The following is a 21,940-nucleotide window of genomic DNA, read 5'->3' on the forward strand; positions in this document are numbered from 1 at the left end:
TTAGATTTAATAGCAAGCATTCTTGTCTCAAAATCAGATTTGTTTCACTCTAATTTTTATCTTTGTAATATGTTTAAGGATTTTAAACCTGTTTTAGGTATTCTACTTCGTTTCATTATCATTTATCTGGTGCTGCTTTTTGCGTATCAGTTTTATCTGAATAATGAGAAAGATTTCGGCCTGGATTCTTTTTCACGGATGATAGCCAGTCAGGTAACTGCACTTCAAAATACAATAGGCTATCCGACAGAGCTTTATGACGATGCTAAGAATGGACAGGTTTGGTTTTATGTAAAATCCCAATATGTAACGAGAATGGTGGAAGGATGCAACGCTGTTTCTGTAATGATTTTATTTGTATCTTTTGTTTGTGCTTTCTATAAAGGTGCCAAGACATTTGTTTTTGCAGGAGCAGGATTAATTTTACTGTATATAATGAACATTCTAAGGATTATGGGATTGAATATTGTCATGTCAGACCATAAAGAATATGGGAAAATGTTCCACGATTTTGTTTTTCCCGCGATCATCTATGGAAGTGTTGTACTGCTTTGGCTGTTGTGGATTAAATTCTTTGCTTTAAAACATGAAAACTCTTAGTTGGCTTCTGGTGATCGTCGGAATTTGTGGGCTTGTTGGGGTCAGAATTCTGGAGAATACCCTATTTTACGACCCTTTTCTTAATTACTTTCACGAAGCTAATCAAAATATAGTATTTCCTCCGTTTGAATGGGGGAAGCTAATTGGCGGGCATTTGTTTAGATTCTTTTTGAATCTGTTTTTCTCCTGCCTGATTATTTATGGCTTATTTAAAAGTAAGGATTGGACAATTCAGGGAGCCATTATGATAGCAATTGTTTTTATAATTGCGCTGCCGATCTATCTGTATTGTGTTTATGATAAATTTGAAGTAGGATATCTTTTTTCTTTTTATATGAGAAGATTTGTGATTCAGCCTTTGATCCTCTTACTGATTATTCCAATGTTTTATTATCGGAAGAAGATGATTAGCAAAGGCCCCTCAGAAAAGATATAATCTTATTGAGTGACTATTTTCAATCTCCTTTATCCATTTACTGCCATTATAGTTATTCTGCAGTATGTTTATCTACACTGGTTACATTTTCAGGAGTCCATTCTACACGTTTAATGAAATCTTTTTCCCGGACAGGGCATTTTTCAATCTGGCAGACAGAGCATGATATAGGTTTACAGTCATCCATATGAAAATTAAACTCAATGGTCCGTTTTATATTCTTGGCAAGAAGTAGGATTACTTTTTCCATTTCTCCATGAGCATCACGAAGATCATAGTACCATGGAAGTGTAATATGGGCATCAATATGAAGGGAAGAACCAAACTGTTGGATTTTCATATTGTGTACATCTATCCACTCTGCTTTTCTATTTTCTTCAAGGATTCTGATTACTTGGTTTAATATTTCGGGATCCTGCTCATCCATAATACCGCTTAATGATTTACGAACGATTTTATACCCTACAAAGATGATATAAAGTCCAAAAAATAATGCAACCACTGAATCCAGCCAGTAGATCTTTGTAAAGTATACAATGACTAAACTACCTACAACACCAAGTGTTGTGACTGTGTCTGACTGAAGATGTTTTCCGGAGGAAATAAGCACCAATGAGTTTTCCTTTTCTCCTTTTTTAATAGAAATATATCCCAGCAGATAATTAATAACTGCTGTTGCTGCAATAATCCAAATTCCAAGATCAATTTTGCTAAGGGTCTTTCCTACAATAAGACTGTGAATACCTTCATAGATGATCATAATACCCGCAATAGCAATCAGGGCTCCTTCTATGCCGGAGGTGACAAATTCTACTTTTCCATGGCCATATGGGTGATCGTCATCTTTAGGCTTGGCGGCAAGATGAAGAGAGTAAAGTCCCATGAAGGCACTGATGACATTCACGATGCTTTCCATTGCATCGGAGAATACAGCGTCTGAGTTGGTAAGCTTCCAGGCAATAATCTTTCCGATGAAAAGGATGATTCCGAATATGGCAATAAGCTTCTGAAATCCTATTTTATCTTGGTGGGTATTTTTCTGGCTGTTCATAATGAGTTTGATAAAAAAAAGAATCTCAATTTTGAGACTCTTTTTTATTTTGTTAGTTTATACTAAGTTGTTAGCTACAAGATATTCTGCGATTTGTACAGCGTTTGTTGCTGCTCCTTTCCTCAGATTGTCTGCTACGATCCAAAGGTTGAGCGTTTTTGGCTGTGACAGATCCCGTCTTATTCTTCCTACGAACACTTCATCTTTTCCTTCCGAATATAAAGGCATAGGGTAGTGGTTGTTCTTTACATCATCCATTACGATGATACCAGGCGTTTCGGATAAAATTTTTCTTACTTCATCAAGTTCAAATTCATTTTCGAATTCGATATTTACACTTTCAGAATGTCCCCCCTGAACCGGCACTCTTACTGCAGTTGCAGTCAGATTAAAGGTATCATCACCCAAAATCTTCTTAGGCTCTTTCATCAGCTTGATTTCTTCTTTAGTATAATCATCTTCTGCGAATACATCACAGTGTGGTAATGCATTTTTAAAGATCTGGTAAGGATATACTTTTGCAATAGAATCATCTCCGCTGATTTGGCTCTCTTTGTTCACCGAATTTTCAATTTCACCATTTAACTGGTCCACAGCGGCTTTACCTGTTCCTGTTACAGACTGGTAGGTAGAAACTACAACTCTTTTTAAATCATATTTTTTGTTCAAAGGCCCTAAAACCATTACCAACTGAATGGTAGAACAGTTCGGATTTGCGATGATTTTATCTTCTTTAGTCAAAACATCAGCATTGATTTCAGGAACTACCAATTTCTTGTCGGGATCCATTCTCCATGCAGAAGAATTATCAATTACTGTTGTTCCCACTTCTGCAAACAATGGTGCAAATTCAAGAGAAGTAGATCCGCCTGCAGAGAAGATTGCAATATCCGGTTTGGCAGCTATAGCGTCCTTCATGCTTACAATCGTAAATTCCTTCTGTTTATACTTCACCTTCTTGCCTACAGATCTTTCGGATGCTACCGGTATTAATTCTGTTACAGGGAAGTTTCTCTCCTCCAAAACTTTCAGCATAACTTGTCCAACCATTCCTGTTGAACCTACTACAGCTACTTTCATTGATTTAATAAAAATTTTAAGATTAAACTATTTATAAATTATAATGCATATAATTTCTTTATCTATTTTAAGCCCCGAAGACTCTTGTCCAGGGGAATGCGAATGCAAATAAACCTACTGCGATCAGTCCCATAATTGTAACTCCCAGAGAGATCGTATCATTAGACTTCACTTTTTTGTTGACGATGGTCATCAATACTGCTGCAATAAGCATAGAAAATGGATGCTCAACATATTGGAATCTCAAAGCCGCATTTTTCATGACTTCTCCCATATTCAAGCCTCTGCTAAAAGTGGTGATCAGCATAATGATTCCTATTAAAAACTGAACGTGGAAGAAGATCATCGTGAAGAGAGTCGTCTTCTTCAGGAATTTGTTCACTTTTCCACTGAAACCAAACATGGTTGCTAAAAGTGCAATGATAAATAATGCAACTAAAAGAAGCTCAAGATACCCGAATCCTTTGTGGGCATTAAGCAAAATGTTGTAAAAATCCATACTTTCTATTTTTTGTACACAAAGATAACAAAAATCCCGGCTCAAAGCCGGGATTGATATTTATAAAATCTAATGTTATGATAATATTAGAAGTTGAATGATAATGTTGCTGCCCAAGTTCTTGGAGCTCCGAAGAACACTTTGTTTCCGTAAGCAACGCCTTTATACATATAACCTAGTTGTTCGTAAGTTAGTTTTTGAGTATTTGGTTTTCCATCCTGTAGATTTGTAGGAGCATCAGTCGGTTTGATATAATTTCCTCCTGCATCAGAGATGTAATTTAAATCAAATAAGTTATAAACGTTACCTCCGATCGTGAAATACTGCTTAGGATCTTTCAAACGAACTTTGTAAGAGATACCAATATCAAAAAGATCGAAGTCTTTTAATTTTAAGATTTCTCCTCCAGGTTTAGTAAATGTTCCTGCATCCATACTTCCATAAACCTTACCAACGTGTCTCCATGTTCCGTAGATTCTTAAATCCTGTACCGGGATTGCTGTAAATCCTAATGCAGAAGTCATCTGTGGAATACTGTTGAAGTTAGTTCCACCTACTTTAATACCATCAAGATAAAGAGTAGTTGAGTTTTTATCAGTTCCAGGAACAGCAATAGGATTGTTATTGTTATCAAAAGTTGCTCCTGTTGCATTTCCTACATAATGGTAATCTCCTAAAGAGAACATACCGTTGAACTCTAAGAACTTAAATGGCTTATAGTTTCCTTCAAATTCAAACCCTTGGTGAACTTCAGTAATACCACTGATTTCTGCATAACCTGGTAGAATACCTACAGATCCCATATCAAAGTTCATTGATTTTCTTAACCATCTGTCTTTCCATTCAGTTCTGTAAAGGTTTACTGAAGCGTTAAACTTAGCAGATCTGAAACCATATCCAACTTCAAAAGAAGAAATTTTCTCATTAGTTAAACTAGGGTTTAGGAACTGTTGGTTGCTTGGGTAAACAGAGTTCATGAATGGCTGCTTGCTATAGTATCCTAAGTTAGCGAATACATTGTGGTGCTCGTTGATGTTGTAGTTAGCACCTCCCTTAACATTGTAACCAAATATATTTTTAAATCCTGTTTTGGTATTATTAATTTGGCCGTTAGCTGCAGTAGAACCGTCTACTATAAAGTTATCAATTCTTTGGAATCCTTGGTTAGAAACCGATCCCTGCGCATATACTGTTAATTTTTCTGTAGAATATTCAACCTGTCCAAATCCGCTATACCAAAGTACTTCACCATCATTGCTGAAAGAAAGTCTGTCAGACATTGGTGGCTGTGATCCTCCGAAAGGATTCCACGTTAATTTTTTATAGTCGTAAGTGTTGCTGATAATATTTGGTGCTGTCAGGTTTTTATTCGAAGCATCTTTATATCCTTTAGCTCCATATAAATCGCTGGCAACCATATAGTGATATCCGTAATAATATCTGTCATCTGTACCTACTGAGAAGTTCCAGTTGTCATTGATTTTATGTTGGAAGTTCATTAAGATCCCATACCAGTTGTGAGCATTTACGCTTGATCTTCTGATTAGAGTACCTCCTGTTGCTGCTGTAGGTGCATTTACATCTACCGCTCCATTGGCTGCAAAAATCTGATCATAATTGATATGACCTCCTGTACCAGGAGTTGTATCTATATATCCGCTGGCAAATTTATTACCTACTTTTCCTACATCTGAAAGACCACCACCACGGCCGTTAGACATATACGCAACGGTACTTAAAGTTGACTTGTCACTGATTGTCCAGTCCCAGTTTAACATAATTACCGGCTTAGCGTAGTAATTAGCTTTGTTTGATACCGCTACTTTTCTGCCATTAGCATCTGTATAGTAACCAAAGTCAGAATTATATTCTCTGAATGGAGTACCATCCTGCTTTGGATTGTATTTGAAATAATCGCCTAATGAGTTAGAAGTATATCTTTGGTCGTGCCATTGTGGAGCAGACGTCATCATAAATTGTAAATTATGCTTTTTGTTAGGTTGGAAACCTAAAGCAAAGAAATAAGCATAAGATTCATATTGAGTGTTTTCAGCATAGGTAGACCCTGCCTGTCTGCTCATTAAGAATGATGAAGACCATCCATCTTGTGATTTACCAGTATTGTAAGCGAAAGATGTTTTTAAATAATCATTGTTACCTACCCCTAAACGGATAACACCTCCCTGCTTCATATCAGCTGAACGTGTAATGTAGTTAATAGTACCTCCTACTGAAGCAATAGCCAGTTTGGAAGAACCAAGTCCTCTTTGTACCTGAATTGCACTGGTTACATCAGATAAACCTGTCCAGTTAGAAGTATACACAGTACCGGTTTCCATATCATTTACCGGCATACCGTTTACCATTACGGCAATGTTTCTTGATTCAAATCCACGAATTACTATTCCGGAGTCACCAAATCCACCTCCAGCTTTAGTAGCAAAAACGGATGGTGTAGTATTCAAAAGCTCTGGAAGTTCCTGGTTACCCAGTCTTTCCACAATTTGTGCAGCTTTAATGTTGGATACTGCAACAGGTGTCTTTCTATCTTTAGCGATATCTGTAACACCTCTTAGGATCACTTCATCAATGTCTTTGGATTTAGTAACTGTATCCTGAACTTGTTGAGCGTAATAGACACTAGCTGTTGATAATGTAATTATCGCAGTAAGAATCGATTTGTTGATTAATTTCATAATCGTTAGTAATAATTAGATTTAATTTTCTGCAAAATTCGCAAAATAAAATTTAACTATTATTAACTCAATGTTAATTTTTAATCAATCTTAATAATATTAAATGATTGATTATCAGCAACATGAATAAAAATTGATTTTTTACATGAAAAAAGTCATGTTGATGAATATTTAAGAAAGTGTAGGTGTTTTTGTTAAAAATACAAAGCTATTTCACTGCTTTGAGACTCAAATCAATATTCTCAGCAGAGTGTGTAAGGGCTCCCACAGAGATATAGGTGACACCAGTTGACGCAATTTCTTTCAGCATATCTCGGGTAATACCACCTGAAGCTTCAGATTCGCATGAACCATTGATCATTTTTACAGCTTGCATCATTGTTTCTACATCCATATTATCAAGCATGATTCTGTCCACTTTTGCATCAATAGCTTCCTGAACTTCTTGAAGGTTTCTTGTTTCAACCTCTATTTTCAGTTTTTTCTTATTCTTTTTAACGTAGTCCTTCGCCATTGCTACGGCATTGGTGATGCTTCCGTTGTAATCAATATGATTGTCTTTCAGCATGATCATATCATAAAGGCCATATCTGTGATTGGTTCCACCGCCTATAGCAACAGCCCACTTTTCACATATTCTGAAGTTAGGAGTTGTCTTTCTTGTGTCTAATAGTTTAGTCTTTGTACCTACCAGTCTTGAATCCCATTCGTGAGTAAGCGTTGCAATACCGCTCATTCTCTGCATACAGTTAAGGACAAGTCTCTCTGTGGAAAGTATCGATCTTGCACTTCCGGTTACAATCATGGCTATATCTCCAACCTTTGCAGTATCTCCATCTTTAAGAAAAACTTCTACATTTAAGTTTTTGTCAAAAGTTTTAAAAATTATTTCAGCGAGTTCTACTCCGGCAAGAATACAGTGCTGCTTTACCAAAAGTTTAGCACTTTGTACAAGATCCTGCGGAATGGTAGATAAGGTAGAGTGGTCGCCATCCTGAATGTCTTCTTCAAGGGCGTTTTTTATAAATGTCTTTAATGCTTTATCTGTTACGTAGCTAGGTCTTTTCATTGTTTTTTGCTTTTAGTAATAAAACGAAGATCTTTTTCCAAACAATAAGTCATGAATGATGAAAAGCAAAATGACTTCATTTTCTTTTGCATCTATTTTTTCAAAATCTATATTGTCTTTTATTTTTATGTTGTTTTGATTAATGCCTTGAAACTCTAATACTTGTTTTTCGTTTCTTCCTTGTGGTATCACTTTATAGCTCCATTTAAAATTATCCCAATTATATTCTTGAGTGTAGTAAATGATTTTTTCTCTATTGAATGTTAAAATCGGATATTGAGGATTATTGACGTAATACAGAGTTAAACGCAGCTTATTATCTTTAATTATATTATTTAAATCGAATTTTAAACTTCCATAATAGTCAGGCTTTCCTAAGCCCTTCATATTGCATAAAATATTTAAAACTAAAGGATATCTGGATTTTGGGACAATAATCTTTTTTAATAATGTTATTCCATATAAACCGAAAAGAAATCCTAAAATCATTATTCCTGCAAAGATGACTATATTTGAAAAACCATCAATTTTTCCATCTTTCACCCAAAAACTTAATAATACAAAACCGCAAATCAATGAAAGTATCATTCTTGAATAGAATAAAATATTTACTGTTGTAAGAATATTTAAATTCAGGGTTTTCATTTGTTTAATAAAATTTAAACCAAGTCTTTATTATAAAATGCTCCCTTGTTCTCTGTCATTTCCATGGACTGACTAATGATAAGATAAGCAACGGTGGTAAGGTTTCTTAGTTCTGACAATTGTGGTGAGAGAATAGAGTAGTGGTAAATTTCGTCTACAGCTGCTGCAATCTCCTGATGTTTTTGCAATGCCATGTTCAGACGTTTATTACTTCTTACAATACCTACAAGGTCGCTCATCATTTCCTGAAGCTGTTTTCTAAGATAGCTTACGATCACCATTTCATCCATGATTTTCATTCCTTCTTCATTCCATTCCGGAACTGCTTTCAGATCGTCAAAGTTGAAATTGTTTTCTTTTAGAAGCTCTACAGCTTTCATAGCTGCATTATGGCCGAAAACAAGCCCTTCAAGCAGGGAGTTTGAAGCGAGTCTGTTTGCTCCGTGTAATCCGGAATTGGTGCATTCTCCTACAGCAAAAAGATTATTAATGGAAGACTGTCCGTCTCTGTCTACTTCAATTCCTCCCATTAAATAATGACAGGCAGGTACAACGGGTATTAATTGAGTGAATGGATCAATTCCTTCGTCTTTGCACTTCTTGTAAATATTCGGGAAGTGTTCTAAGAATTTTTCATGATTCATTTCCTTACAATCTAAACCTACAAATTCGTCTCCGGTAATTTTCATTTCGGCGTCGATAGCTCTTGCAACGATATCTCTTGAGGCAAGCTCTTCCCGTTCATCATATTTGTGCATGAATTTTTCGCCTCTTTTGGTTCTTAATTTTGCTCCGTCTCCACGTACGGCTTCTGAAATTAAAAATAACATTCCATCCATTTTGCTATACAAAGCTGTTGGGTGGAACTGATAATACTGCATATTGGAAACCTTTCCTTTTGCACGGGCTACAAAAGCAATTCCGTCTCCTGTAGCAATCGTAGGGTTGGTGGTATTTTTATAAACATGTCCGGCACCTCCTGTGGCTGCCAGGGTAATTTTGGATGTTATTTTTTTTATTGTTTTGGATTTTTCATCCAGAATATAAGCACCATAGCAGTGAATGTCGCCTTCATTGAGTTCTTTTCCGGGAACGTGGTGCTGTGTAATAATATCAATCACATAATGATGGTCGAGGATTTCAATGTTTGGGCTGTTATTGGCTGTTTCCAGTAAAGCTCTTTCGATTTCAAATCCTGTAATGTCTTTATGATGGACGATTCTGTTTTCGGTATGGCCTCCTTCTCTTCCCAAAGCAAACTTCCCGTTTTTCATATCGAATTGAGCGCCCCATTCTACAATTTCATTAAATCTTGCCGGAGCTTCTTTGACTACCATTTCCACTACATCGCGTTTATTTTCGCCATCACCGGCACGCATGGTATCGTTAATATGTTTTTCGAAGTTGTCTTTTTGGAAGTCTGTGACTACAGCAAGGCCGCCTTGGGCATATTTAGTGTTACTTTCATCCTCGTCAGATTTTGTTACGATGATGATTTTGGCATCAGGGAGCTGTTCAGATACTTTAATGGCATAGGAAAGTCCGGAAATGCCGGAACCAATTACTAATACATCCGCTTTTATCATATGCTTGCTTTAGGTACAATCGTTTAAAAGATTAAATAAATTTAAACAATTTTTCGTTTGGTTTTCTTACTTTTTTCATGTGCTGGAAAGGATCTTCATCAGAACGGTAGCCTAAAGCGAGGGTAACGGTTACCTTTTCTGTTTCGGGATTTATATTGAGAATCTCTTCTATAAGGTCCTGTCGGAAGCCTTCCATGGGGCACGAGTCTATATTTTCAATAGCAGCGGCATACATCAGATTGGCCAATACTATATAAGATTGTTTTTCTGCCCAGTTGAAAATTTCGTCCTGTGTTTTTTGATTAATATGCTGATTGATACTATTTCTGAAAGGATCAAGTTTCTCAAGAGGGGTTTCTCTTACTTCGGAAATATGATTAAAATAACCCCGGATATAATGTTCTTCAATGTTTTTCTTTGAAATAATGACAACCAGATGAGAACAGGTGGATATCTGAGAGGGATTGTAAAAAGAGGGAATCAACTTCTGTTTCATTTCCTCACTTTCAACAACAATAATTTTATAGGGCTGAAGTCCCAGGGAGCTGGCAGACAGTTTTCCTGACTCAAGAATATTATGCAGCGTTTCCTGAGGAATAATTTGATTATTAAATTTCTTTACAGAATATCTTCTGCTTAAAGCTTCCAAATAATTCATAGCACAAATTTAAGAATTGAATATGAATAAAGAGGCTTTAAAATGAAATATCTCCTTCCTGTAAATAAAAAATCACCCCGGCTGGCGGAGTGATTTTTTTATATAGGTGAAAAGTGTATTTAATCTCTGTTTTTTACAACAATCCAACCAGAAAAATTTATTGGAGTGTTGGTTCTGTTATTTTCTTTCCATGAAACAGAGTACCAGTAATTTCCGGTAGGAACTTTTTTGCTTCCATTGGTAGTGCCTGCCCATTTGTATCCATTGGTTTTATCAGCCTGGAAAATTTTATAACCATACCTGTCGAAAATTCCTATTTCCAGATTTTGCTTACCTGCAAGGGCAGAATAGTCAACAAAATCATTAATTCCATCATCATTAGGTGTAATTACATTAACCAGATTAGGAACGGTGATGTTGATTTCAATAGGCGTACAGTTATAATTGTCTTTCACAAATACTTTAGCTTCTCCTCTGGCCACATTTGTGAATATATTGGAATCCTGCCAGATAATATTATCCATTGAATATTGATAAGAAGGAGTTCCTCCGTTTACGTATACAGTAACTTTGTTTCCTGAGATATCAATACTAGTGACCACCGGATTTTCAGCGGCATATACTGTTACGGTCTGGATTGCTGTACAATCTCCTGTTTTTAGTTTTACCCAATAAGTACCTACTCCCACATTTGTTATGGTCTGCGTAGTAGCTCCGGTACTCCATTCATAACTTTTGAAACCGGCTCCGGCATCTAAAGTTGTTTTGCTTTCCATGCAGATCGTCTTGTCTTTTAAGACCGTAGAGAATACTGGAGGAAGTACAGTTAATGTAACTTTGGCGATTGAGTAACAGTTGTTTGTGTTGAATACCTTTATATAAGCTACTCCATTAGGTGCAATATAGGCTGTAGGAGTTGTGATTTCATTGGTTTCATTGATGGCATCAGCTAGTGATGGGTAATATTTTTTGGATGCTCCACCCTGGGAAACTATAGCTCCTGTAAGATTAAAGGATGCTGTAGAAGGGTTGGTTTGAATAAAGCACGATCTTATTTCGGCATCGTTAACGGTGACAACAGGATATATATTTAAAGTGATTTTGGCGGTGCTTACACATCCTTGTGCTGTGGTTACTCTTACATATATAGTAGCTGCAGGCGACTGATATGCGGCAGGATTCATAATCTGATTGGTACCATTATTCATATCATATAAAGAAGGATAGAATTCTTTAGTAGTACCTGTGAGCGTTGTTACTGCTGCTGTGGTGAGGTCAAACGTCGCAGTCCCCGCATTGTTATTATTACATCCAATAAGAGTAGCGTCCGTTGCTGCAAACGGAGTGGGATTAAGCTGGATAACTCCGTCACCATTGTCACAGAGTGTTGAAGTAGGATCTTTGATAACAACTTTAATAGTTGTGTTTCCTGAATATTGAAAACTTGAAGGGTTGGCAATAGGGGTAGAACTCCCCAATATATAGTAGGTGAAAAGATAATTCCCGGGATTGTTTACAAACTGAGCATTGAATGAGGTAAGATCTACTACACCATTTCCGGTGGAAGGATTGGTACATACAAACGGTGTTAAAGTATTACTCAAAATGGGAACTTTATCTACATATACCTTTGCGTTCTTAATAGAATGTCTTGCACTGGCACCTCCTGTGGCAGCAGAGAAACCAAAGTATCCCTGTGACATCCCTGCAGCACCTCCGGAAGGAGCAAAAGACTGATCAACGATAAGCACACCGTCTATCTTTACTTTGATAATCCAGTTTATAGGATTGGTAAGGTCTGTCTCTCCATTTACTTCAACATGCCTGTAAGCATCTCCTACGAAAGGTTGTGTGGGGTTTAGATCAGGCGAATGGAAAGTACTTCCGGCCGTGTTGTTGAATTCAATATTATTACCGGCTGTATTATTGGTTCCATACAAAATATGTACTTTACTCATTTGGGCTTCAGTAGTATTGTTGAAAATATCAAAGCCTACCATTAGTCCTGAAGCGTTAGCAGGGATCCCTAGTCCTCCTCCTGATACAAATCCTGTAGGTGGGTTCGCAAGATACCAGAATGTGAAACCATCTCCTCTTCCAAATTGAGTGGTTCCATTCCCGTCAATTCTAAAGTCGAACTCCACTTTCCATTTGTCACAATAGCTTAGAGTGATGGGGGTGGATAATTTTATGGCTCCGTATTTACTGGTCTGGTCGGTTGTAAGCCGGATAAAGTCTGCGCTTACTACAGCATCAGAAACAAGATCCCAGCCTGTTGTATTTACCGGATTTCCGGCAAGCTGGTAGGTTTGTGAAAAAAATCTGCCTGGCAAACAAAGTAAGACAGACAGCAATAAAATGAGTATATCTTTTTTCATAGTGGTTGGTTGTGATATTGTTAGTTATAATATTAAATAAATTCTGAATTTTAAAATATTGAAATTGAGGACTGTTAATCCTTTTTTATGGTTAAATAGTGTGGTTGATTTGGATTAGAAACAGACTCATAAAAAAATCAAAACCACCCTATGAAAAAGGTAGTTCTGATCTTAAAAGGTTAATCTCTGTTCTTGACAAGTACCCAGCCTGAATATTTAGTTTCAGTATTGTTTTTGTTGTCTTCATTCCATGAAATGGTATACCAGTAAGTTCCTGTAAGAACTTTTTTACCGGAAGCGGTCCCGTCCCACGTGAAATTTCTCATCTTACCTGCTTCATATAGTTTGTTTCCATATCTGTCATACACAGTGAATAACAGATTTTTCTTATAAGCTAAAGCAGAATAGTCAATAACGTCATTTACATTGTCGCCGTTGGGAGTAATGGCATTGATGAGATTAGGTACTGTAATCTGGACTTCAACAGGAGTGCAATTGTAGAAATCTTTTACATAGACCTTTACTTCACCTCTCGCCAGTCCTGTGAAGATATTAGAGGTCTGCCAGCTGAATCCGTTTATAGAATACTGGTATGGAGGGGTTCCTCCCGACACATTTACCGTAATCATATTATTATCAATATTAATACTTGAAATAACAGGATTGGGAGATGCTTTTACATTGACAATCTGGGTCGTAATACAGTTGCCTGTTTTAAGCTTTACCCAATAAGAACCTACCCCTACATCTTTAATAGACGAAGTTGTGGCTCCGGTGCTCCATTCATATCCATCGAAACCTGAACCTGCATCCAGATCTGTTTTCTCACCGATACAAATGATTTTGTCTTTCAGTATTGATGATTTAACAGGAGGAAGAACCAAAAGGTTGATTTTGGCAATGGCAAAGCATCCGTTAGCATCTGTCACTTTTGCATATACGGCTGTACTTGTAGACAGATATTGAAGTGGATTCATGATCTCATTAGTTCCGTCTAAAGCATTGTTAATACTTGTGTAATATTTTTTACTTACTCCTGTTGTTAACGTTGTGACATCAGCAGTTGTTAAATTAAAAACAGCGCTCGTAATATTGTTTTCAATAAAACATGATCTTAGAGTTGCTTCTTTCACTGAGGTGTCTGTATAGAAAGCCAGTGTGATTTTCGCTGTGCCTGTACATCCCTGTGGAGTAGTTACTTTTACATAAACAGTCCCCGGAGCGGAGAAATAACTGGTAGGATTCAGAATTTCATTGGTGTCTGCGTTCAGGTCGGTAAGTGTTTTGTAATACTTTTTAATAACACCCGGAACATTTGTTACATTGGCAGAATTCAAGTTGAATGTTGCTGTCCCTATTTTATTATTATTACACTCTGTAATGGTTTTGTCCTCTGCCTTGAAAGGGGCAAGAACTAATAGGATTTTGGCGTCCGGATTATCACACAATATTCCTGCATTATCTTTGATGACCACTGTCACAGTTGTATTGGCATTGAACTGATAATTGGTAGGGTTAGCGATAGGTGTAGAGCTTCCCAGCGGATAGTAGGTGAAGGTGTAATTTGAGGTATTGCTGACAAACTGTGAGTTGAAAGTGGTCAGGTTTACGCTTCCAAAACCAGTGGTAGGGTTCGGACAGAAAGATTGAGTGGCAGAATTCTGTAAAATAGGAACCTTATCGGTATATATTTTTACATTTTTAATGGAATGTCTTGATCTTGCTCCTCCTGTAGAAGCTGAAAAACCAAAATAACCCACTGTCATTGCTGCAGCTGTACCCGAAGGAGCAAAAGACAGATTGCAGATCACATTGCCATCAATTGTTATTTTGACAATCCAGTTCGTAGGTGCCGCAGGATCTACCTGAGCGGTTACTTCAACGTGTTTAAAGGTCGTTCCCTGAAAAGGCTGTGTTGTATTCAGGTCTGGTGAATGAAAGGAGCTTCCCGGAACATTAAAAAACTCGACATTGTTGGTGTCTGTTGTATTCTGAACCTGTCCATAAGCCACATGTACTTTACTCATTGTGGCGGTAGTGGTGTTGTTGTAAGTGTCGAATCCGACAATAAAGCCAACTGCATTTTGGGAAACGCCAAGGCCGGAACCTAGTACACTGGCAACCGGTGGATTGGCCAGATACCAGAATGCAATTCCGTCCCCATTAGAAGTTTGGTTAGAGTCCATTCTGAAGTCGAATTCCACTCTCCACTTGTCACAATATTTTAAATTAATGGGGTCATTCAGTCTGATAGATCCAGATTGATTATTAGTATCTGGCGTAAGCTGGATGAAATCTGTATTTACCTGTGTGGGGGAAACCATTGTCCATCCGGTGGTGTTTACCGGGTTTCCGGCAAGTTGATAAGTCTGGGCAAAGGACTTTCCTGTTATACACAAAAAAAGAACGGAAAAATAAAACAGTAATTTTTTATTCATTTAACTGGGACTTAGATTTATAAGTAAAGATATTAAATCCCAATCAAAAAATATGTATTTAATGTTAATTTTGTTAAAAAAATTAATTATTATTTAATAAAAATCGCCTCCTGTAGCAGAATAATGAATCTTATGTTTGAAATCCTGTGTTTATTTAAATTAATTAAAAAAGACTATTGTTGTCCAGTCCCTCAAAATAAGTATCAATTTCCAGATCGGAAGAGCTGGCGGCGGCAACAGCTAGTTTGTCGCAAAGCTCATTTTCGAAATGCCCGGCATGTCCTTTTACCCAATGCATTTTAGGGGTATGTTTATTGTAAAGTTCTATGAATTTTTTCCAGAGGTCAGGATTTTTTACATTTTTCCAGCCTCTTTTGATCCATCCTGCAATCCAGTTCTGGTTGATGGCATCTGATACGTACTTGCTGTCGGTATACACATGAATGTCATTTTCTACTGACTTCAGCTTTTCCAGTGCTGTGATGACAGCCAGAAGCTCCATTCTGTTATTGGTGGTTTTTCTGAAACCTTTTGAAAATGTTTTCTGATAGTTTTTCTCAGGTACACGCATAAGAATTCCGTATCCGCCTTTTCCTGGATTTCCGCTGCAAGCCCCGTCAGTATAAATTTCGATTCTCAAATCTGTTTTGTAAAAATTAATTGTAGCCTAAGTCTAAATCTTATGGTTTAGAATGGAAAATCATCATCGTCATCAAAGTCATTCATTGATGAGCCGGAAAGCTTTGAGCTGTCTGGTAAGTCAAATGCCGCACCTGGTTGGATGGTGGTCTTGATCTTATCAAAACCGCTTGGCTGTCCGAAGTTAGATGGATATCCTCCTCCTGCAGTGCTGTCAAAAGCAGCTTCGATATCTCCAAATTTTGCAAAATGCTTTAAGAAAGATAATCTCACATCTGCAGTTGCACCATTCCTGTGCTTGGCGATAATCAATTCTGCCTGATTTTCTGTAGAAGTTTCCTGTCCTTCCTCATCGTTATCCCAAACAGTTATTTTATAATACTCAGGTCTGAAAATGAAAGATACAATATCCGCGTCCTGCTCAATCGCTCCGGATTCCCTTAGATCTGACAGCTGAGGTCTTTTTCCAGGACGGGTTTCCACACTTCTCGAAAGCTGGGAAAGAGCAATTACCGGAACGTTAAGTTCTTTTGCAATAGCTTTTAATGAACGTGAAATCATGGAGATCTCCTGTTCACGGTTTCCAACTCCTTTTCCGCTGCTACCTGCTGTCATCAGCTGAAGGTAGTCAACCATGATAAGTCTTACTCCGTGCTGCATTACAAGTCTTCGGCATTTTGCACGGAAATCAAATATAGAAAGAGAGGGAGTCTCGTCAATGTACAAAGGAGCATTTTCCAATTCTGACACATTGGAGAAAAGTCTTTGCCATTCTTCATCATCCAAAGTTCCTTTTCTTAATTTTTCAGATGAAATTTTTGTCTCCGAGGCGATCATCCTGGTGATAAGCTGTACAGAAGCCATCTCCAGAGAGAATAATGCCATTGGGATTTTATGTTCTACAGCAATATTTCTTGCCATGGAAAGCAGAAATGCCGTTTTACCCATTGCGGGACGGGCTGCGATAATAATAAGGTCAGAATTCTGCCAGCCACCAGTTTCTTTATCAATATCTCTGAATCCTGAAGGAACTCCGGAAATACCTTCTTTGTCTTTTAAAGCCTTGATGGTGTCAATAGCCTGCTTTACCAATGAATTGGCAGTGTCGAATCCTTTCTTAATAGTTCCATTGGTAATCTCAAAGAATGATTGTTCTGCTTTGTCCAGCAGTTCAAAAACATCCGTGGATTCTTTATAGGAAGAATCAATTACGTTAGCAGAAACGTTGATAAGGCTTCTTAAGATATATTTTTCCAGAATAACACGTACATGGTATTCAATATGGGCAGAAGAACTTACACCCATAGTCAGGTCGATGATATAATGGTCTCCACCCGCCTGGTTCAGCTTATCTTCTTTTTTCAGTTCCTGAATGATAGTCATTAAGTCTACCGGATGGTTGCCTTCGTAAAGCTTTAAAATGGTAGAAAAAATAACCTGATGTCTGGGATCATAAAATACTTCTGGAGTAAGCAGATCTATGGAATGGTCAAGACCTTTTTTGTCTATCAAAAAAGTTCCGATAACAAGTCTTTCAAAATCTACTGCATTGGGAGGCATTTTTCCATCCGCAATAGACAATTCTTTTGCAAAGTTTCCGTGTGTAAGGGATGATAATGTTTCTTTCTGCGCCATGGTGCAAAGATAGCTTATTTAAAAAATAATAAAAAAATAGTATTCAACAAATTATTAGCAGTCTTTCTGAAAATACTGTAAACAGGACATTGCCTATGTTGATAAAAAAATCACCCCGGTCTGAGGTGATTTTGTTAAATAGTAAGTGAAAACTTAGTTTTTATTTTTTACCAATACCCATCCTGAGTATTTTGTTTCGGTATTGTTTTTATTGTCTTCATTCCACGAAATCGTGTACCAGTAAGTTCCTGTTGGAATTTTCTTGCCGAACGCTGTTCCGTCCCATGTGAAGTTTTGCATTTTTTTAGCTTCATGAAGTTTATTTCCATATCTGTCATATACAATGAAGACCAGATTTTTCTTATAAGCTAATGCAGAGTAGTCAATATAATCATTTACATTATCTCCGTTCGGAGTAATAGCATTGACAAGGTTCGGAACGGTAACGGTTACCTGAACCGGAGTACAGTTATATTTATCTTTTACATAAACGGTATTCTCTCCTCTCGGAAGTCCTGTGAATGCGTTGGAATCCTGCCAGTTGATACCGTCAATGGAATATTGGTATGGAGGAACTCCGCCTGTAACCGTAACAGAAATCTTGTTATTGGTAATTTCTATACCTGAAACAACAGGCTGAAGAGTAGGATGTACACGTACTTCCTGAAGAGTGAAGCATTTTCCGGTCTGAAGTTTTACCCAGTAAACTCCTACGCTAACATTATTGATAGACTGAGTAGTTGCTCCGGTACTCCATTCGTAGCTGTCAAATCCAGGTCCTGCGTCTAATGTAGTTTTACCTTCAGGACAAATTGTTTTGTCTTTTAGAACAGCAGATTGTACAGGAGGCAATACTTTCAGTACGATCTTAGAAATAGCATAACATTGCTTGTCATTATCTACTCTTACGTATACTGTAATTGTTTCTGAAAGGTAGTTTAACGGGTTTGAAATCGGATTGGTCTGTGCCAGGGCATCTGCTACCGATTTGTAATATTTTACAATGGTACCTGTTGGCAATGGAACAGGTAATCCGATTGCTGCTTTAGAAAGATCAAATGTTGAATGAGTAACATCATTGTCGATGTAACAGTTTTCAAGCAATGCATCTTTTATCACAACTGTCGGATAGAATGCCAGTCGGATAGTTGCAGTTGCAATACATCCGAAAGAGGAAAGCACTTTTACATATACGGTGGTTTCCGGTGAGACATAGTTGGCAGGGTTCGTAATCTCATTAGTCCCTGCATTCATGTCTGCCAACGTAGGATAGTACTTGATAACAGCTCCTGTGCCGCCAAATACATTTGCGCTTGTAAGATCATATTTCGCGGTACCTGCTCCGTTATTGTTACATGAATATAAAGTAGCGGAGTTCGCTGTAATAGCAGCATTCACAAATTTAAATTTACCCGTTATAAAACATCCGTTGATTGGGTTGTTCGGATTGGTAGGGTCTCTGTATACGACTCTGTAGTAGTAGATTGTAACTCCATCTACCAATTCTACTGTTAAAGCATTTTCTCCTGTCAGAGCATCGTTCACTTTTTTGTGGTAAGTTACTTTAAAGTCAGCACTGTTTCCGTTCACAATTGCTGCGCTAAGGGTAGAGAAGTCAAATTGAGTAGGTAGGTTACAGACCATAACTTTACTAGGCTCAGTTGTATCAGTTGATGGAATTCCTGGCGGGATAAATGGATTAGGAGCAAGCACTGGATTGTTAAATGCAGAACTTAAACTTGCGGTACCAGACCATTCCATAGAAAATCCATTGGTAGATTTACTGAAATTATCGATGATCAGATAATAGGTTTGGCCAGCTAAAACATTCATATATGGACTCCACTTTGTACCTCCGACGTTCATGTCAGATGTATTACCAGGAGGGTTAACAGGAAATACTGCCGGAGGAGGCATAGTCAGGTCCAGCCCTGTGTCTCCGGGAGTACCACTGTAGTTACATCTTATAGGCTGAATAAATACATGGTCGGCATTCTGTAAAGAAGCGCATCCGTTTGTTGTCGGTCCATAGACTGCAAAATCATAATCATCACCCTGATTATTAGGTTTGATTTTAAATGCAAGCGTTCCTGGTGTTGATACAGTAAATGTGTACCAAACGGAATATCTTTCATTACTGTTAAGACATCCGCCGTTTTGTTTTAGGATTTCTACGATATCCCCAACTCCTGAAGGAGTGTAAGAAATATCAGAGTTACCACAGATAGGAATTGCTGAAATACAGTCTGATTGTGAGTAGACCGCCTGTGTTATCAATAAAATAAAAAGAAGTAGTATTTTTTTCATTGGTTAAACGATTTTTGTGAAACAAATTTTGAGGGAAAATAAATTTTTATCATTATTATTAATCTACAAAAGCCGCCAGAGCGGCTTTTGTAGAGATGAATTACTCTCTGTTTTTTACAACAATCCATCCTGAAAATTTGAACGGAGTGTTCTTTTTATTGTTTTCATTCCATGATACAGAGTACCAGTAAGTGCCAGTAGGTATTTTCTTGCCGGCAATGGTTCCGTCCCATTTATAGCCATTGGTTTTGTCACCCTGGTGAATTTTTGTTCCATATCGGTCAAAAATACTCAATACAAGGTTTTGTTTGCCGGCTAATGCAGAATAATCTACAACATCATTTACACCATCTCCGTTTGGAGTGATAAGGTTTACCAAATTAGGAACTACCACTGTAACTTCAATCGGGTCGCAGTCATAAGCATCTTTTACATAGACTGTATAAGTCCCTCTTGCAATATTAGTAAATGTGTTTGAGTTTTGCCATATTATATTATCCATAGAATACTGGTAATCTGGTGTTCCTCCTATTACGTTTACGGTAAGTGTCGTATTAGAAACGTCAATTCCATTTACAACCGGCTGCTCAGAAGGATATATAGTTACTGCCTGAGTGGCAACGCAGTCTCCTGTTTTCAGTTTTACCCAATATGTTCCTACTCCTACATTAGTAATGGATTGTGTAGTTGCTCCGGTGCTCCATTCATAGCTTTTGAAGCCGGGTCCTGCATCTAAAGTAGTAGTGTCTTCTACACAGATAATTTTATCTTTCAGTACACTTGATGTTACAGGAGCAATTACCGTTAGGCTGATTTTTGCTACGGTATAACATCCACGGCTGTCAGATACCCTTACATACACAAACCCGGTAGGAGCAATATAAGCATTGAAATTTAAAATTTCGTTCGTAGCATCTATAGCATCAGTTAGTGATGGGAAATACCTCTTTGTAGTTGTAGCTGTTGGACTTGTAACGGCCGCATTTCCAAGATTAAATAAAGCGGTAGAAGGGTTTGATTCTATAAAACATGATCTTATAGCAGCATCAGCTGCAGTAACCAGCGGATAGAATTTAAGAGTGATTTCTGCAGTGGCAGTACATCCAAACTCGTTGGTAGCTTTTACAAAGGCTGAACCTTCCGCAGAAACGTACATATAAGGATTGGTAATCTCGTTCGTTCCATGGGTAAGATCATACATAGAAGGATAATACTGTAATATATGATTGGGAAGTGCTCCTACAGTGGCTGTTGACAAATCGTATAATCCAGTTCCGGAATTGTTGTTACTGCATGAAGTAAGTGTAGCCGGAGTCAGGGTGAATGATTTATCTAAGAATTTGATCTGTCCATATTCTCTACATTGATTCAGGAAGCTGGTAGGGCTGCTCGGGTCAACATAGCTGATTGCATAAGTATAAGTAGTTGCTACATTAATATTCGTAGGTGCAGTGATGGGGTTAACATCGTCAATAGCATCAGTTGGAGATGCGTAATATTTTACTACGAAGTTAGGATTAGCATTCAGGATTTGAGCCGAAAAAGTAGAGAAATCATAATTTACAATTTTTCCGCAAACCGGGATTTCTCCATTCAGGGTAGGTCCTGGTTGTACAAAAGGATTGGGTTGGTAAGTATGAGTTGAATTATTATCAAAAGGAGTAAGTAATTTTGCTGTTCCTCCAAAGGTTAGGGTGAATGGGGCAATTTGAGTAGAATAGTTATTTAAAAGTAAATGATATACCTGTCCTGGAAGTACATCAATATATTTTACAAAACCGTCGCCCACAGACCCTTGACTTGTAATGGTCGCGGTCATATTAAGACCCGTAGGGTTTACAATTGTTGAATTCACACCTGCATAAGAACATCTTAATGGAGTGGCGGCTAAATTTGCGCAATTATGATTGGGTCCATATAAGGCAAAATCATAATCAATTCCTACAGCAGTAGGGCCTGTAGGGGTAACTACAAATGTTAAAGTTCCTGCAGTTTCTATACTAAACGTAAGCCATATAGAATTACTCTCTCCATTTGGCGCTAAACAGCCCACCTGGCCTTCTTTGACATCTCCCCAGCCGTTAGGCGTAAGAGAAATAGCTGCATCACTGCATATTGGAATGGCTGTGGCACAGTCTTGTTGTGCAAAAGCCATTTGTGCTATGAAAAATAGAAAAACGAGTATATATTTTTTCATTTTGATTTAAATTTTAAAAATCTTCA

The 21,940-nt window shown here is 37.5% G+C and carries 16 protein-coding genes; 2 read left to right on the forward strand and 14 right to left on the reverse strand.

The genetic code is table 11. The features are described from left to right. Positions 1-69 precede the first annotated feature (69 nt). Positions 70-600 (forward strand): exosortase family protein XrtF, encoded by a 531-nt coding sequence (gene xrtF / locus AC27VX_RS02235; protein ID WP_236856976.1) that lies wholly within the window; start codon positions 70-72, stop codon positions 598-600. After that, positions 587-1,036, forward strand: a complete 450-nt coding sequence (locus AC27VX_RS02240) for an exosortase F system-associated membrane protein (RefSeq protein WP_488693654.1) — start codon at positions 587-589, stop codon at positions 1,034-1,036. Before xrtF ends, AC27VX_RS02240 begins: the two co-directional genes overlap by 14 nt. Positions 1,037-1,088: 52 nt before the next feature. Here AC27VX_RS02240 and AC27VX_RS02245 read toward each other — a convergent pair whose 3' ends face one another. The 14 genes from AC27VX_RS02245 to AC27VX_RS02310 all read right to left on the reverse strand — a co-directional run bounded on the left by AC27VX_RS02245 (position 1,089) and on the right by AC27VX_RS02310 (position 21,914). Next, positions 1,089-2,087, reverse strand: coding sequence for a cation diffusion facilitator family transporter (locus AC27VX_RS02245; protein ID WP_236856978.1), 999 nt, complete (start codon positions 2,085-2,087; stop codon positions 1,089-1,091). A gap of 57 nt (positions 2,088-2,144) precedes the next feature. Beyond that, positions 2,145-3,167, reverse strand: coding sequence for an aspartate-semialdehyde dehydrogenase (locus AC27VX_RS02250; protein ID WP_300691490.1), 1,023 nt, complete (start codon positions 3,165-3,167; stop codon positions 2,145-2,147). 67 nt (positions 3,168-3,234) lie between these two features. Continuing rightward, positions 3,235-3,666: a hypothetical protein gene (locus tag AC27VX_RS02255; protein ID WP_236856980.1), complete on the reverse strand. Its 432-nt coding sequence runs from the start codon at positions 3,664-3,666 to the stop codon at positions 3,235-3,237. Between the two features lie 86 nt (positions 3,667-3,752). Then, positions 3,753-6,362, reverse strand: a complete 2,610-nt coding sequence (locus tag AC27VX_RS02260; protein WP_488693657.1) for a TonB-dependent receptor — start codon at positions 6,360-6,362, stop codon at positions 3,753-3,755. Between the two features lie 208 nt (positions 6,363-6,570). After that, complete coding sequence (nadC, locus tag AC27VX_RS02265) at positions 6,571-7,431, reverse strand: carboxylating nicotinate-nucleotide diphosphorylase (protein WP_488693659.1); 861 nt, start codon at positions 7,429-7,431, stop codon at positions 6,571-6,573. A gap of 12 nt (positions 7,432-7,443) precedes the next feature. Then, positions 7,444-8,076: a hypothetical protein gene (locus AC27VX_RS02270; protein ID WP_236856983.1), complete on the reverse strand. Its 633-nt coding sequence runs from the start codon at positions 8,074-8,076 to the stop codon at positions 7,444-7,446. Between the two features lie 14 nt (positions 8,077-8,090). Further along, a complete protein-coding gene (nadB, locus tag AC27VX_RS02275) occupies positions 8,091-9,662 on the reverse strand; it encodes an L-aspartate oxidase (protein WP_488693661.1) in 1,572 nt (523 codons plus the stop codon). 31 nt (positions 9,663-9,693) lie between these two features. Continuing rightward, positions 9,694-10,320 carry an NAD(P)H-dependent oxidoreductase gene (locus tag AC27VX_RS02280; protein WP_236856985.1) on the reverse strand — a complete coding sequence of 209 codons (627 nt, stop codon included), beginning with the start codon at positions 10,318-10,320 and terminating at the stop codon, positions 9,694-9,696. Between the two features lie 119 nt (positions 10,321-10,439). Then, on the reverse strand, positions 10,440-12,698 hold the full coding sequence (locus tag AC27VX_RS02285) for a T9SS type B sorting domain-containing protein (RefSeq protein WP_488693663.1): 2,259 nt from the start codon (positions 12,696-12,698) through the stop codon (positions 10,440-10,442). 179 nt (positions 12,699-12,877) lie between these two features. After that, positions 12,878-15,136 (reverse strand): T9SS type B sorting domain-containing protein, encoded by a 2,259-nt coding sequence (locus AC27VX_RS02290; RefSeq protein WP_488693665.1) that lies wholly within the window; start codon positions 15,134-15,136, stop codon positions 12,878-12,880. A 163-nt stretch (positions 15,137-15,299) separates the two neighbouring features. After that, positions 15,300-15,776 carry a ribonuclease HI gene (gene rnhA / locus AC27VX_RS02295; RefSeq protein WP_236856988.1) on the reverse strand — a complete coding sequence of 159 codons (477 nt, stop codon included), beginning with the start codon at positions 15,774-15,776 and terminating at the stop codon, positions 15,300-15,302. 47 nt (positions 15,777-15,823) lie between these two features. Then, positions 15,824-17,410: a replicative DNA helicase gene (dnaB, locus tag AC27VX_RS02300; protein ID WP_236856989.1), complete on the reverse strand. Its 1,587-nt coding sequence runs from the start codon at positions 17,408-17,410 to the stop codon at positions 15,824-15,826. 153 nt (positions 17,411-17,563) lie between these two features. Then, positions 17,564-19,717, reverse strand: a complete 2,154-nt coding sequence (locus AC27VX_RS02305) for a T9SS type B sorting domain-containing protein (protein ID WP_488693668.1) — start codon at positions 19,715-19,717, stop codon at positions 17,564-17,566. A 100-nt stretch (positions 19,718-19,817) separates the two neighbouring features. Continuing rightward, positions 19,818-21,914: a T9SS type B sorting domain-containing protein gene (locus AC27VX_RS02310; RefSeq protein WP_236856991.1), complete on the reverse strand. Its 2,097-nt coding sequence runs from the start codon at positions 21,912-21,914 to the stop codon at positions 19,818-19,820. Positions 21,915-21,940: the final 26 nt, after the last annotated feature.

It is taken from the genome of Chryseobacterium sp. 14P4.3.2, assembly GCF_057799275.1.

Coding starts and splice junctions, on each gene's coding strand:
- xrtF (WP_236856976.1), top strand. CDS start 70: ATGTTTAAGGATTTTAAACCTGTTTTAGGTATTCTACTTCGTTTCATT.
- AC27VX_RS02240 (WP_488693654.1), top strand. CDS start 587: ATGAAAACTCTTAGTTGGCTTCTGGTGATCGTCGGAATTTGTGGGCTT.
- AC27VX_RS02245 (WP_236856978.1), bottom strand. CDS start 2,087: ATGAACAGCCAGAAAAATACCCACCAAGATAAAATAGGATTTCAGAAG.
- AC27VX_RS02250 (WP_300691490.1), bottom strand. CDS start 3,167: ATGAAAGTAGCTGTAGTAGGTTCAACAGGAATGGTTGGACAAGTTATG.
- AC27VX_RS02255 (WP_236856980.1), bottom strand. CDS start 3,666: ATGGATTTTTACAACATTTTGCTTAATGCCCACAAAGGATTCGGGTAT.
- AC27VX_RS02260 (WP_488693657.1), bottom strand. CDS start 6,362: ATGAAATTAATCAACAAATCGATTCTTACTGCGATAATTACATTATCA.
- nadC (WP_488693659.1), bottom strand. CDS start 7,431: ATGAAAAGACCTAGCTACGTAACAGATAAAGCATTAAAGACATTTATA.
- AC27VX_RS02270 (WP_236856983.1), bottom strand. CDS start 8,076: ATGAAAACCCTGAATTTAAATATTCTTACAACAGTAAATATTTTATTC.
- nadB (WP_488693661.1), bottom strand. CDS start 9,662: ATGATAAAAGCGGATGTATTAGTAATTGGTTCCGGCATTTCCGGACTT.
- AC27VX_RS02280 (WP_236856985.1), bottom strand. CDS start 10,320: ATGAATTATTTGGAAGCTTTAAGCAGAAGATATTCTGTAAAGAAATTT.
- AC27VX_RS02285 (WP_488693663.1), bottom strand. CDS start 12,698: ATGAAAAAAGATATACTCATTTTATTGCTGTCTGTCTTACTTTGTTTG.
- AC27VX_RS02290 (WP_488693665.1), bottom strand. CDS start 15,136: ATGAATAAAAAATTACTGTTTTATTTTTCCGTTCTTTTTTTGTGTATA.
- dnaB (WP_236856989.1), bottom strand. CDS start 17,410: ATGGCGCAGAAAGAAACATTATCATCCCTTACACACGGAAACTTTGCA.
- AC27VX_RS02305 (WP_488693668.1), bottom strand. CDS start 19,717: ATGAAAAAAATACTACTTCTTTTTATTTTATTGATAACACAGGCGGTC.
- AC27VX_RS02310 (WP_236856991.1), bottom strand. CDS start 21,914: ATGAAAAAATATATACTCGTTTTTCTATTTTTCATAGCACAAATGGCT.